Here is a 14,524-nt window from a genome sequence, read left to right on the forward strand (position 1 = left end):
ATCCTTCCATCTTAGTTCATTACTATTAACGATTCATATCGAGTCAAATTTCAATTCGGCTCGGTTTGTTATTGTTTCTTCACAATGACTTGTTCGTATTCGGCAATTTCTTTAACAAACGATGACGGAGATGACTGGTAGGTCACCCATACTTTTTTCTTCGCCCGTGTCAAAGCAACATAAAACAACCTTCGCTCTTCTGCATGGGGGAAAGTGTCGGTTGTATCTGTCAAAGCGTTATTGAGGTGAACATATTTACGCTTAGCTGGGAACTGCCCTTCATCCACATTAACCAATATAACGTAATCGGCTTCTTTACCCTTACTACTGTGACACGTCATAAACTCTAGAGACAACGTGGTAAATTGTTTTTGCCAATCCGTGAACAGCTCGGGGCGATGGTAGTGATTTCGTCCTAGCAATAACACTGAGGTGTTAGATTTCGCTTTGCTATTTAAGTCGTCTAATATTTTTTCTATACGGCTCGCATTTTCTATGATGACCGATTTTTGTTTAACGACTCTGTGGCTACTCAGCGCTTTTTCTAATTGATTTGGGTTCTCTTGAATAAAACGGTTTGCAACATCGCCGAGCATATTGTTAAAACGATACGTGGTATCGAGTTGATGAACGGAAGCATTAGGGAAACGTTGAGAAAATCCCGTGGTCAAATCAACATCAGCACCAGTAAACTGATAGATAGACTGCCAGTCATCTCCTACGGCAAATAATGTCGTATTCTCATTTTCATCCGAGGATTGCTCGCACAGTCCTTGGATTAATGCTAAACGATCAGGGGATATATCCTGATATTCGTCCACCATGATATATTTCCACGCCGATGAGAATTGTTTGCTCTCGATCACTTTCGTGGCCTGCGTAATCATCGAGGTAAAATCTATCTGACTATTTTCTTTTAACATTTTTTGCCACGCTTGGTAGCATGGCCAACAAAGCATCAGTTCACTATTAAGGCGAGCATAATCCTCGTTGTCGACGATGTGTTCTTGGATGGATTTCTTAGTTAAACTCGATGATACGAGTTGGTCGAGTTGCTGCTCCAACCAAGCAATAAGCTTAGGGTTTTCCGATTGGCTACCTAATTCATCATCCCCTTTAAGGTAAGCAATCGGCCAACGAGAAAGATGCTTTTGCCACCGCTTGTAATTGGTCGGAGTCATCCAGTGTTTTTTTAGCCAATCAACGCACCACGCATTCTTCTGAGCTTTTTCAGTGGCTAATGGCGTGAGTGATGTAGCCATCTTTCCAGATTGATTGAGGAGTTTTAGACCTAGCTGATGGAACGTTAGCACCGAGATACTGTCTGCCGTTTGCCCCAATTTGGCAACGAGTCGCTGTTTCATTTCGTTCGCTGCATCACGCCCAAAGGCGACCAGCAGAATCTGTTCTGGTTGTGCAAGATGACTTTGTAGTAAGTAACTGACACGAGCCATCAGTACACTTGTTTTACCTGACCCTGCCCCAGCTAACACTAAGTTATGATCGTTATTGTGTAATACCGCTAATTGTTGCGAATGGTTTAAAGGCGAGGATTCCGACTGAGCAAACAACACTTGCCAATTTTCACACTCATTCTCAAGCCAAGTGTGATTTCTGGCCTGTAATGTATCACTGGTATTATCAAGCCACGGTAACAATGCATTCACTCGTTTCGGCATTCGCCTAATGGCTTCACTCACTGACATGTTCATATCAAGAAACTGAGTGTTCACCGTGCGTTTCCATTGTTCTACGCTTGAATGAGGCAAAAACCGTGGCAGAGCACTTAGGCGTCTTAGTTCATCTTCCCATTTAGGGAGCTGTTCATTAAGGAGTCGACACTGATTTTCATGCCAAAGTTGATAGCAAGAAACCGCATATTTGGCAAATTCTTGAGCTTTGAGCCAAGGAAGCCCCTGTACCACCCAACACAATTGACGAGCGTCAGTTTCATGCGAATAAACGGTTACTGATGACCAGAATACGCCACGCTTTACGCTCAGCTTCCCTGACCATTCACAGAATGGAATCCTCACTTCGGCTCGCGCAGAATGTAATGTAAGGCTATGTTCATCAAGTTCAATAGAGCGAAATTCATGTTGAGTAAAAATTTCGGCTGTTGGCGACGCGGTTAAATGCATGTGACTCATAATTCGTAAACAGATAAAACAACCATTAGTCTACTCCATCAATCTGTGAATACCATCTAAGTTTCTGTCAAAACTGTGAAAACCAATTTAAATTCGAGCGCCGAGAGCGAATGGATTAGGCCTCTAAAATAGGTGGTTCTCTTTATGACTCTACCCCCTAACTATGAATATTCAGGATCGGCGCACCGATGAACCCTTTCGTTTTTTAGGCGATCGTTGTGCAAATACAAGTGAAAATACCTCGATACAACGGTGATGAGATGAGTAAGATCAATAGCTCATCAACTCATCGACGAAGACTGTAACAGAGAACTCACTTTCTGATAGAATGTCATTTTGATTTAATGTAGCCATTCTCTTGAGTATATTCCGTCAACTTCGTCTTCAATGGGCTAATAAAACTTTTAACTACAGCATATTAATGCTGATCACCCTTCTAGGGGTTGTCATACCATCTTGGTACTTTGACAAGAACTCTTGGGTTACGCCTTTAATTCTTGGTGTCATTGCCGCCGCTCTGGCTGAAAGTGATGATAGTTTTGTCGGTCGATTAAAAGCCATCACTTTAACCTTTATTTGCTTCGCCATTGCCGCGTTTTCGATTGAATTTTTGTTTAGTACACCGTGGGCATTTGCAATCGGCTTATTTTGTTCGACCTTTCTATTTATCATGCTTGGTGCGCTGGGTGCTAGATATGCGAGTATCGCCTTCGGTTCACTTCTTATCGCTGTTTACGCGATGCTTGGCGCGCACGAGAGCACTAACTTATGGTTTCAACCACTGCTCTTGTTAACGGGGGCGGCATGGTATTACTTTATCTCGATGATATGGAATGTTTTTTGGCCCCTTCAACCCGTTCAACAGAGTCTCGCAAATGTCTTCAAGGATCTTTCACTATACCTCGATGCTAAACGAGGTCTGTTCCATCCAACTTTTGATTTGGTACCGCAACCGTATCGCCTTGATGAAGCAAAGTTCAACGCAAAAACAGTCAACGCTCTCAATGCCTGTAAAGCCACATTACTTAATCGGTCTCGAAAGGGGCATGTGGACGGCCCGAGCGATCGTTTTCTGAAAGTCTACCTCATTGCGCAAGATATCCATGAGCGTGTCAGCTCTAGTCATTCAAGATATCAAGAACTCTCTGCGCAGTTTGGACGAACCGACGTTCTGTTTCGTTTCAAGCATGTTCTTGAAACCCAGGCTCAAGCCTGTCGGGATATTGCCCTAGCCATCAAACTAGGCAAACAATACGACCATAATGATCGTTCAATTAAAGCGTTGGTTGAGTTACAAGATTCTATCGACTATTTAAACGAACATCCGGACAATGCCCAGTTCTCGTCGTTACCTCAGTTAAATTATCTACTTAATAATTTAGCAACCGTTGAAAAACTGTTAAGTAACGTCAGTAACCCAGATAGTGGCGTCGCAGATGAAACGATTCTGGACGATACGAACCCACATACTTTATCTGCCATGTGGGCCAAAATTAAGACTAACCTCAACACCGAATCGATTCTGTTTCGACATGCGGTTCGACTTTCTATCGCGCTAACCTTAGGGTATGGCATCATCCAATTTTTCGGGATCGAGCGTGGTTATTGGATTTTGCTCACGACACTATTTGTTTGTCAGCCGAACTACAGCGCGACACGCAAAAAACTCTCTGCGCGAGTCGCTGGTACACTAGTAGGCTTGTTTATTGGCGTCCCCCTTTTAACACTCTTCCCCTCTCAAGAGAGTCAGCTGCTACTTATTGTCCTGTCCGGTGTTATGTTTTTTGCTTTTCGCATCAACAATTATGGCTACGCGACTAGGTTTTATTACCGTGTTGGTTCTGCTGTGTTTCCACCAACTTGGCGAGGGTTACGCCGTCGTTCTGCCTAGACTGATGGATACACTAATTGGCTGCGGCCTTGCGGTTGCCGCGGTATACTTTATTTTACCCGATTGGGAATCGCGTAAACTGCACAAAGTAATGTCAGATGCGATTCACTGTAATAAGCAATATTTGATGCAAATCATCGGTCAGTATCGAGTGGGCAAAAAAAACGATCTAAACTATAGGATCGCCCGTCGACAGGCTCACAATGCCGACGCACACTTAACTAACGCCATATCCAATATGCTTGCAGAACCAGGCCGCTATCAACTTGCAACAGATGAAAGCTTTAGGTTCCTAACATTAAATCATGCATTACTTAGTTATGTTTCCGCGCTAGGCGCACACCGCCAACGCTTGGAAGATGAGTCTATTCACCAATTAGTACTAGAAGCTCACCGAACCATTAACCATCATCTAGAGCAGTTAGAGCATCAACTGGCCACTTACTCGGAGGACTGTGTCTTTTCGACCGTTGATCAATTTGATATCCATCGGCGTCTAACCGAGTGGCGAGATGAAGATGATCGCTCCGCTCGAATGGTACTGCAACAACTCCATTTGATCTATCGTATGTTGCCAGAGCTGCATATCTTGGCAAACACTTTTTCTAAGCTTGAAGATTCGAGTAGAAAAACGAATGACCTCAATCAATAGCCCCCTAATTCGCTGATATGTCTATACATTATACCAGCACGAGCCTACAACCCCTTTTCCCATAAGGGTTTGTAGGCTTCAATTTTCACCTAGTGCTAAAACTACGCTTACATTTCTCGGACAAATATTGACCGTAAATTCTATAAATTAATGCTTAAATATTTAGTAAGAATTGCCGATGAACGGATCTCATCCCGCTTTGCTCAACACACTAGTAACAGGTGAACCTATGACTCATCAACAATTTGAACGACTTAAAGAACAGCTTAAGTTACTCTCTCCTCAGCAACTTAAGTCACTTAAAAGCGAAATCTCCAGCCAATTGGAACCCAGCACGAATTCACTCCTTAACGAAGATGAAATGAACGCACTTGCACAGTTGTTTCGCTAAATATCGACTAATCCCAGCTCTGTTTCCGTTAAATTGTTTACAAGTATTTCTAATCACTTGAGAAAAAGGCCGGAAATCAAGCACAAGGCAATACTATCGAACCTTAACGACCGGATTTGACTTGTATCTGACGCTGACCTAAGTAGAATTCTCCCAAACTGTTCTACCACGACCGAAATGCCCAAAATTAACCTACACAAACGAGACTATCTTGACAACATTAGTCAAGAAGATGCTCTGACTGAACTACAAAACAAACTTGCACCTAAAATGCATGCTTCAAGTCGACGTGTCAATCGCAGCCCCAACCTGACTCAGCGACACGTTGATTACCGCTGGAAGCAACTTGATAACGAGTTGGCTAAAGCGCAGCTTTTGGATTCTCACACTCAAGTTCAGATGAGTGATTACAGTAAAAATATCGAATTTTTTATCGGCACCTTAAAAATGCCAATAGGCACCGCGGGCCCAATGCGGGTTAACGGTTTGTTTGCGCAAGGGGACTATCAAGTTCCACTTGCCACTACAGAAGCTGCATTAGTCGCATCTTACAACCGTGGCGCAAACCTAATCACTGCTAGCGGTGGAGCAAGTGCGATGTTACTTAATGAAGGCGTCACTCGTACGCCTGGCTTCGCATTTCGTACGCTGATTGAGGCTGGTCAATTCGTCGCGTGGGTCGTCACACAGTTTGACGATTTTAAACTCCTCGCAGAATCCACGACCTCACATGGAAAACTCATTGATATTAACGTCAACATTGAGGGTAACCATGTATATCTTGTATTCGAATACCTAACCTAGTGATGCATCAGGCCAGAATATGGTCACTATTGCCACAAACTGTGTCTTTAACTTTATCCTTGAACATTCCCCCATAGAACCTGAATTCGCCTTTCTTGACGCAAACCTCTCTGGTGACAAAAAAGCCAACTCGCAATCGCTAAGAAGTGTACGTGGTAAAAAAGTCACCGCAGAAATTACAATACCTTCAGAGCTCATAGGGAAATACCTCCACACTACTCCAAAAAGAATGACCGAGTTTGGGCAAATGACGACCGTAGGTGGCGCACTAAGTGGCACCATCGGAATTAACGCACACTATGCGAACGCCTTGGCTGCCCTTTATATTGCTTGTGGTCAAGACGCGGCTTGCGTCGCAGAGTCGGCAATTGGCATGACTCGAATGGAGTTAACCAAAGATGGTGACCTTTACGCCAGTGTTACTTTGCCAAACATTATGGTTGGTACAGTTGGTGGCGGAACGAATTTGCCGAGCCAAAAAGCGTGTTTAGATCTACTTGGGTTACACGGCACTGGAAAATCTCAAGCATTGGCAGAAGTCACAGCAGTCTTATGCCTTGCTGGTGAGCTGTCTATTGTCGGTGCATTCTGTGCGGGACATTTCTCTCAGGCACACCATAAGCTAGCTCGTTAAAAGTGCGCACTTAATAATTGTGCCTGCCAGGGCTTCGCCTAGTAATAGTTGTAGCCCTGTTAGGCAAAATACGCTTTACAAGTTCCCGTCAGTGACAAATGGCTATCGATAAGTCAAAGAAGACAACGCACTTCCATATGCTAGCGGTTACGCCTTATGTTCAACGTAGTGGTGACGCTTAAAATGCGTTAAAGCTTGATTGAGAGACTTTTCTTTGATCGGTTTCACTATGACGTAGTCCGCATAAGCGTCCATGAATGCTTGCCTTGTCGCTTCCAAATTATCCGCAGTACAGGCATAGATTGTTGTGCTAATCTCATCATTAAGTTTAACCTCTTGCGTTATCTGTATACCAGAAATTGACGGTAATTGGTTATCCATTAAAATCAAATCAAATGGCATACTATTCAAAAGTTCAAACGCCTCATGCCCATCCCTAGCCCAATAAACATTCATGCCATATTTTTCACAAAATGCTTTAGCGATAAAAGCGTTAGTGTGGTTATCTTCAACTAAAAGTACAGCGAGCGCTCTATTGAACAAGTTAAAATCTAATTCTGGCTCTATCGCTCTCTGCTCAGCTGTCTTTTCCAAGATAAATTCAACAGGTAGCTCAATAGTGAAACGCGTCCCTTTGCCAAGATGACTTTCTAGTAAAACGTCACCATCAAATAAGTGTACCAAATGTTTCACAATCGCTAGCCCTAAGCCACTGCCTCCATACTCGCGAATGGATGTCGCTTCAGATTGGACGAAAGGATCAAAAATTTGAGACATCTGATCTTCAGAAATACCTATCCCGGTATCTTCTACAATAATACGTAAAACGTCGCTTGAGTGTTGCAACGCTGTATCTCTAAAGAAAGACACCTTAACGGCACCATCGTGAGTGAATTTAATGGCATTACTGACTAAGTTAAAGAGTATTTGATTTAACCTGACTTGGTCAGTATTCAACATCACGTCATTAGGAAGTTGATTGTTGATAACAAAGTCCACGTCTTTTTCAGTGCATAAAGGGCTATAAATGCCATTTAGGGCCGTTGTAATCTCACCAAACTTAAAGGTGTGTTTTTCAACGTGAAAACTGCCATTTTCTATTTTTGAAAAATCGAGAACATCATTAAGAACCGCGAGTAAATGTTCACCGCTTTGGCAGAGAACCCCAATTTGCTCTTGATAGCGACTGTCAACACTACCCTGCTTTAGCAACTGTGAAATACCTAATATTCCATTGAGCGGCGTTCGTATTTCATGGCTCATTTTGGCCAAGAAATCGGTTCGAGCCTTTGCTGCAGATTCTGCTTCTTTACGGGCTTTCTTACTTTGCCGCTCAGCTTCAATTAGAACGGTAATGTCCTGCCCTTGCGCAAGCACCAACGTTTTAATACCATTCGGTTGTATCGCGGATAAATTCCAGCGATACACTTTGTCACCAATAGGTACGTTTATTCCGGTAAGCGTGGCACCTAAGTTTGCTTTCTGCACGTGTGTTTGCATCAATTGAACAAATGCTAAATAGCTTTCACTACCATCACTATCCGAATCCATCGACAAACCAAGTGCTTTTTTACCCGCCGGGTTAATGCGCATGATAGTAGAAGTGTCAGACCATACAATTATCGGTGACAATGAAAAGTTGAATAGGTCCTGAAAGAGTTTTTTCTGCTCAGACAGTCGATCAAACGTGTCGCTTAATGTGAGTCCTATGTGGTTAAACTCGTATATAGAAGAACCCGCGAACTTCTTAAAATCGCCCTCATTTCCCGCCACTTTGGTATATGACATGAGCTTAGCTAGCTCAATGCTCACCTTTTTATTCAACCACTTACGTGTAACAAATGACACAGAAGCAATCACTGCAAGCGAAAGAGCTATCCAAACCAAGTAGCTGTTGCGTAACACCAAAATACTAGGGTTACGTTGAATTGAATACACCTTGAGCACATGCTTATTAAGACCAACCGAAAGGTTAGTCTCAGAAATTAAGAGTTTTCCAAAGTCCTTTTTACCATTTTGGATCATCTCAAGGATCGACACATGCGTATAGCTGTCTTCTTCTGAAATGGTTGACGCAACAAAGCGATCATCAAACTTCAGCAGGACGTCATCACTGTTACTGCCACTCATTATGCTAGACAATAGACCTGCGTTATCATTTAAAACGATGCCAACAAAAACAAAACCGAGCACTTCTCCTGACTCGCTATTAATAACTGGCGTACGACGAACCAGAATAAATAACTCACCTAACTGAGAGTCAACACGAACTGCATTCCAATTACTGTACGCACCAACTTGGCGGAGTATGTCTTGCAGACTGTGGTCTTCTAAGCCATAAAAAAGTGCATTGCCATCATCCCAAATGATATCAGACAGGTGAGTTATAAAACGAAAGTCCGGAGAATGCACCGGCTCTAAGTTATCTTCTCTGAGAAAAAAGTAATCAAGTGAGCGGCTATCATAATTGTCAAAAAACTGTTCGACAGTGTCACTTTTAGCATTACTATCTTGCAGTACTTTTAACGACGCCAAACGATAATCAAAGTAATTTCTCACTAAGCTGCTCGTCTGACGTGACGTACGCTGTACTTCTTCTCGGACTAGGTCACGACTTAGGTGCCAGCTTTGTAATAGCATCCCAATCGTAAACACACCAATCACCCAAACAACAATTCGGGTAATCAGCGTTGCGAGTGTCTTCCTGCTATTAAAATCCGTTAGTGGCATCGTTAATTATCTGAATAGCGAAAGGCTTGCGCTTTCAGTCGATCCATTTTTTCCGTTGAATCCTCGCTGGTAACCAGCTCAAAATCTCCGGAATACACCGTTGGAACAGGCTTACCTTCCAAATCCCATTTAATGGCTTCCGCCATAGCGACACCTGTATCGTCATTCATCCGCATGACTGTAACGTCGAGATCCCCTTGCTTTATAGCTTCGAGTTCAGCAGAACCTCCTCCCCAGCCGTTAAGCACGACATCATCACGTTTTAGCTCTTTGATGGCTTTAGCTGCACCTAACGCAACATCGGTGGCACAAGCGTAGATAAACTTGATTTCAGGATGCTCTCTCAAGGTATCGATCGCGGCTTGATAACCGCTTTCTATATTTGCTTTGGTGTAATATGAAGAGGCTAATCGATAACGATTTTCAGCGGACATATCCTGAATAAACGTTCCCCCTCGTGCATCACTCACATAGCCTTCCGAGAAATACAAAACTGAATACGCACTCTTTTCGGATATCGTTTTCTTAAAGTATTCCGCTAATACATGACTTCCTTTTACATGGTCAAATCCGACATACATAAAGGGCTGAGCACTCGCCCAATTTCTCACTGGTGTGGTGATATTTTGCAAAATAAGCTTCGTATCAGTCGAATGCAATACGTGTTCAATAAATTTTCGGTGACGTGTCGTGTCGAGAGTAAAAATCAAATAGCCTGATTTATTCTTTACCGCTTCCATCAAAGATACGCTTTGTTGGCGAGTATCAATATTTGGACGAGTAAAGACTTGGTTGATTTCATAATCGATACCCAGCTCGTCCATTCTTGACTCAAAAGCTTTAATATTACGAACCCAATAATCCGAGACCTGTTGTCCTGGATACACGACAGATATCGTTACCGGATCTTTTTGTTTGATCGTAAGTGGAATGGCGGGAGCTCTGACAGTTTGAGACAGTGACTCGGTTAATTGACCTTGCGTAGGAAAGGCATTAAGGAATTCATGGTACTCCCAATAACCAGGAAGCGATTCGCTCGACCACACAGGTGCAGAGCAAGCAGTGAACAATGTTGAAGCGAGTAGAGAAAACGTCTTTTTCATTAGTAATTATCATGTTGGCGTTTTATTACAATTGTATACAAAACTCCGACCTTCAGCCAGTAAGTGCACTCAGTTCGCTAAGATAAATTGCTCTGAATTAACCACTAGCTGCTCTTTTTGGGCTTTGGATAACTTTTTGATCGCGTGCTCGGTTTTCAGAGCATCACTTTTCCCCCTCACCAACTGAGTCCAAACCAAAGACAAAGGTCCTCGTCCTCTTAGTGCTTTTGCACCCTTTCCGGATTCGTGCTGCTTTAACCGACGCGTAATGTTATTAGTGATGCCACAATAGAGCTTTTGTTCATTGGTCCGTAATAAGTAGACGGTCCATGATTCATCGTTGTTTGTCATTTCGCGTTACCCTTTTGATAAACACACTAGAGACAAAGTCATCTCAACCTAATTAAGTACGCCGTTATATGAATGTTCAGAGTGAGAAAAGACTAAGCCGTAGGAACTAAATGCCGTCAATAAAACACGTTAAGTATTGCGTGCATTGTAAGTTTGGCTTATCAGCATGTTGTTTATACACACTAATGAAAAAACTGAAATGGCGGCTATTATTAACCGCCTCTTCTAGACTACGTAGTCAAACCTTCGACCAATGCTTTTAGTTCCGCTACCTCTAGCTCTAGCGATTCCACCTTAAGCTCGAGCGCTTCAAATCGACTATCCTGGTTAGTGTTCGATATTACTACACCCACAGATGCCTCAGCTAAAGCATTAACATCAACTTCACCACTAAGCAAATGAGCATATCGTGATTCACGTTTTCCTGCTTCACGTGGAAGCTTAACCACAAGCGCACCGTGCTCGCGAGACGCCATCGCATCAAGTGTCGCTTCCACTTCTTTAACGTCACTAAAATTGCATAAGCGGTTCGTACGAGTTCTTAGTTCACCCGGCGTTTGTGCCCCTCTTAGTAACATGCAGCAAACTATCCCCTTTTCCTGAGGTGTTAGCTGCAAATCACCAAACTCGGTGTTACAAAAACGGTGTTGGTATTTTGATACGCGACTATTAAATGCACTCTCATCGCTCACTAACCTGCGATTAATCAACCCCTCTAAGGTATCTTGAACTTCAGCTTCACCAAGCGCTAAAACGGGCTCCCGGTTGCTTTTTGATTACATGCCGACGTCAGGCTGTTTAACGTCAGCGGGTAATGATCGGGCGTCGTCACCTCTTTTTCAATGAGACAACCGATGACTCTTGCTTCTAACGGGGAAAGTTCAATACTCATATTAATCCTTTTATCTTTCTGCCTGATGTGCTTTGCTCAGTGCTCCACTAAAAATGGCACCTTAATGACATGCCCATGCTGATCCATTATCACAACACGTGAACGATTTAGTTCTAGTTCGGAAAGCTCGAGTTTTACGCGTTCGTCTATATAGGCTTGTTTGAGTTTAGGTGCAACGCCATCTTCGCATACAGTTGGCGATGAGGAATACTCGTCACTCACTTCAATCTCACTACTGTCTTTAGGGTATTGCTTAGGACTCGGCAACATGACTTATCACACTGTAATCGCTCAATGACCGAAATCATAGCGCTAACTGCCCCTTTAACTCAATTGGTTATTCGCTAAGTGCTTAGATTGTAATCAACAATGGTTCAGCATTGATCTAAGGACTGTTCTACAATCGATTGTTGTGTTTTAATCAGGATAGATTTTGACGAATAATTTAGGAAAGGATTTTATGAGTAGTGTATTCGAAATCGTGTCTCAAGCACGTCGTAAGAACAAACTAAAACGTGAACTGCTAGATAACGAGAAAAAAGTTCGTGATAACCGTAAGCGTGTCGACCTTCTTGAAAATCTTCTGGACTACGTTAAACCAGATATGTCACAAGATGAAATTCTAGCCATCATCAAAAATATGAAAGCGGATTACGAAGATCGTGTTGATGACCACATCATCAAAAGCGCAGAAATCTCTAAAGCACGTCGCGACATCAGCCGTCGTATCCGTGAATTGACAGAAGAAGACAAGCAGCTTGTTCAAGGCAAGAAATAATTAACTTATTTCTGACCTAACAACAATAACCGCCCACTATCATAGTGGGCGGTTTCATATGCAGCCTCAATTCCCCCTATCATCTCCAATTCAACATATTGAGTTATCTCAGCAACAACACCTCGAATAAACGTTTGCGTAATCGCTAACCCTCTCCAATAGCGAAAGTATGGGTTTAATCACAGTTCTAGCCTTGTTAGTATTTGTCCCATACACAACATACACCATTCGAGGCACGGAGCTTCCTCGTTAATCTCAAGATGAGAAGAATTGGTACCAGTTAATCTGGCAAGATTTAGAGGAGCAAAATATGGACGCAAATATGGTGGAAATTCTCGGCTACGCAGCATCAATTATGGTGGCGATCTCATTAACAATGAAGGACATTGTTAAACTAAGAGTGCTGAATTTCATTGGTTGTGCATTGTTTACCGCATACGGCTTAGCAATCGACTCAATGCCAGTTGTCATCACCAATGGTTTTATCGCCTGCGTAAATGTCTATTTTTTAGCGAAAATGGTACAAGAGAAAAAAACAGTTAAATCGGCAGCTTAATATTTTTATTCGTTATTACACTTCAATGTTAGATAAAGCCGTTTTATTCAACATTGAAGTGTTTTTCATCGATAGCTTATTCTATTGACTACTCTAATGTTATTCATACATCATCTAGGTGAATCGATAGAACTTGGTGTTTCATGCCGCGTGAAAAATACACCATCCGCCATGTCTTCGATATTCTCTACACTATAGCCATTAATGCTGAATGAAGTATCTAATGATGATATTTCAGATGGTAAAATAAAAGCATCCTCTACCCCTAACCCAGCTAAAACCCTCTCGACACTATTCGGTCGGCTATCAACAAAGTAAGTTATTTTCCTTTTTTCGGGATCTGCATCAAAGCTTGTAAGAGTCGCGGTATTGAATACATGAAGTAAACTGTATGTTTTGTTGGGCTCCATCACCTCTAAATGACTAAATGCAGCCTTAGTGCCCAACTGGCCCCAAGTATTTTCCAATCGTCCAACATGTATATTATGACCCCATGCCATAATATTTTCTTCTGGTAGCCACTCATTCGCTAACCAATATAAATTGTCAGCCTGCATTATTTCATCTGGATTGTGATCACCATACCAGCGCTCTTCATATTGCGCTTGCATACTTTTAATAACTTGCAACCAAAATGTTGCGTACGTTCTAAAGTCATCTCGGTCTTCAATTGAGGGTAATGGTTGGGTTGCTTTCATTTGTGATGTGACCACATTTAGTTGCTGCAACGTTGAAGCATAAAAGTTCTTTTCTTCTTGTGTTAACTCTGGGTATGACCACGGGCACATTGTCCCTTGCCCTGCATATAAAAACCTAGCCCAATTCACTGTAGTCAATTGATTGCTCTCAATAAATATCTGTAACTCTCCAATCATCAATTCACACGCAGGGTCACTAGAATGACGCCCGTCAAAACCTACGAGGACTAACGGACTATCATTGAATGCATTATCTTCAATGTATCTGTACAAAGGGTATATTTCAGGGGTTTCGACGTACATAAACATAAAAGAATAGAGTAAAGCATCCCGTATATTTATTACTTCCTTATCTTTAACTCTTTGCCAAAGTCTAAGACCATCGTATAGGCCACTCTCCATCGCTAACACATTGCTCGCTCCCTCCTGGTGAAGATATTTTACCAAACGAGAACGGAATTTATACGCTTTGGATCCACCGTGATCAGCCTCTGCTAATCCTATATACTTTTTACCAAGAATAGAATATAGAATTGGATCCAAATCGGTATTGTCATTAGCCGAAAACTCTAAACTATTTATATTAGAAGTAACCTTAATATCTGTAATCTCATTCTCTGATTTGCAACCGATAATTGACAATAAAATAAGAACACACAAAGGTATAAAATTATTACTATTCACAAATATTTATTTCCGTCTGGATAAATAAATACAATAGTAACTAGATAAACATTTAATTAATAGATTTAGACTATCTAATATAATTTGTAATGCAAACTTATTCGAGTGAAATCACAGCTCTAATGATAACTGTAAACATACTAAGGTGAGATATGCGATAATCGCTTTGATTTACTTTTCCTTTGACCGTCTTGATCGTTAAATTCATAA

At 42.0% G+C, this 14,524-nt stretch carries 9 protein-coding genes and 3 pseudogenes; 5 read left to right on the top strand and 7 right to left on the bottom strand.

Going from position 1 to position 14,524, the window contains the following annotated elements; genetic code table 11:
- Window positions 1-68 precede the first annotated feature (68 nt).
- On the bottom strand, window positions 69-2,141 hold the full coding sequence (gene helD / locus AC0L66_RS24030) for a DNA helicase IV (protein ID WP_473570885.1): 2,073 nt from the start codon (window positions 2,139-2,141) through the stop codon (window positions 69-71).
- Window positions 2,142-2,508: 367 nt separating this feature from the next.
- On the opposite strand from helD, the pseudogene yccS reads away from it, so the two are divergent.
- The 3 genes and pseudogenes from yccS (at window position 2,509) to AC0L66_RS24045 (ending at window position 6,522) form a co-directional block, all read left to right on the top strand.
- Window positions 2,509-4,693: pseudogene (gene yccS / locus AC0L66_RS24035) on the top strand (YccS family putative transporter).
- Between the two features lie 178 nt (window positions 4,694-4,871).
- Window positions 4,872-5,084 (top strand): hypothetical protein, encoded by a 213-nt coding sequence (locus tag AC0L66_RS24040; RefSeq protein WP_265674069.1) that lies wholly within the window; start codon window positions 4,872-4,874, stop codon window positions 5,082-5,084.
- A 177-nt stretch (window positions 5,085-5,261) separates the two neighbouring features.
- Window positions 5,262-6,522 (top strand): annotated as a pseudogene (locus AC0L66_RS24045) (hydroxymethylglutaryl-CoA reductase).
- A 147-nt stretch (window positions 6,523-6,669) separates the two neighbouring features.
- Here AC0L66_RS24045 and luxQ read toward each other — a convergent pair.
- The 5 genes and pseudogenes from luxQ to AC0L66_RS24070 form a co-directional block, all read right to left on the bottom strand.
- Window positions 6,670-9,252 (bottom strand): quorum-sensing autoinducer 2 sensor kinase/phosphatase LuxQ, encoded by a 2,583-nt coding sequence (luxQ, locus tag AC0L66_RS24050; protein WP_473569754.1) that lies wholly within the window; start codon window positions 9,250-9,252, stop codon window positions 6,670-6,672.
- A gap of 2 nt (window positions 9,253-9,254) precedes the next feature.
- Entirely contained in the window at window positions 9,255-10,355 is a 1,101-nt protein-coding gene (locus AC0L66_RS24055; protein WP_473569756.1) for an autoinducer 2-binding periplasmic protein LuxP, read from the bottom strand.
- Between the two features lie 69 nt (window positions 10,356-10,424).
- Window positions 10,425-10,706 carry a GIY-YIG nuclease family protein gene (locus AC0L66_RS24060; protein ID WP_265673940.1) on the bottom strand — a complete coding sequence of 94 codons (282 nt, stop codon included), beginning with the start codon at window positions 10,704-10,706 and terminating at the stop codon, window positions 10,425-10,427.
- 230 nt (window positions 10,707-10,936) lie between these two features.
- Window positions 10,937-11,598: pseudogene (locus tag AC0L66_RS24065) on the bottom strand (YceH family protein).
- Between the two features lie 36 nt (window positions 11,599-11,634).
- Complete coding sequence (locus AC0L66_RS24070; RefSeq protein ID WP_265673942.1) at window positions 11,635-11,868, bottom strand: hypothetical protein; 234 nt, start codon at window positions 11,866-11,868, stop codon at window positions 11,635-11,637.
- Between the two features lie 190 nt (window positions 11,869-12,058).
- Here AC0L66_RS24070 and AC0L66_RS24075 point away from each other — a divergent pair, with 190 nt between their 5' ends.
- Together AC0L66_RS24075 and AC0L66_RS24080 are read left to right on the top strand one after the other, a co-directional pair.
- A complete protein-coding gene (locus AC0L66_RS24075; RefSeq protein WP_265673943.1) occupies window positions 12,059-12,376 on the top strand; it encodes a DUF496 family protein in 318 nt (105 codons plus the stop codon).
- Between the two features lie 310 nt (window positions 12,377-12,686).
- Window positions 12,687-12,932: a YgjV family protein gene (locus AC0L66_RS24080; RefSeq protein WP_428793648.1), complete on the top strand. Its 246-nt coding sequence runs from the start codon at window positions 12,687-12,689 to the stop codon at window positions 12,930-12,932.
- A 110-nt stretch (window positions 12,933-13,042) separates the two neighbouring features.
- Here AC0L66_RS24080 and AC0L66_RS24085 read toward each other — a convergent pair whose 3' ends face one another.
- Entirely contained in the window at window positions 13,043-14,314 is a 1,272-nt protein-coding gene (locus AC0L66_RS24085) for an erythromycin esterase family protein (protein WP_473569758.1), read from the bottom strand.
- Between the last annotated feature and the right edge of the window lie 210 nt (window positions 14,315-14,524).

It is taken from the genome of Vibrio sp. GJ43-1, assembly GCF_055808835.1.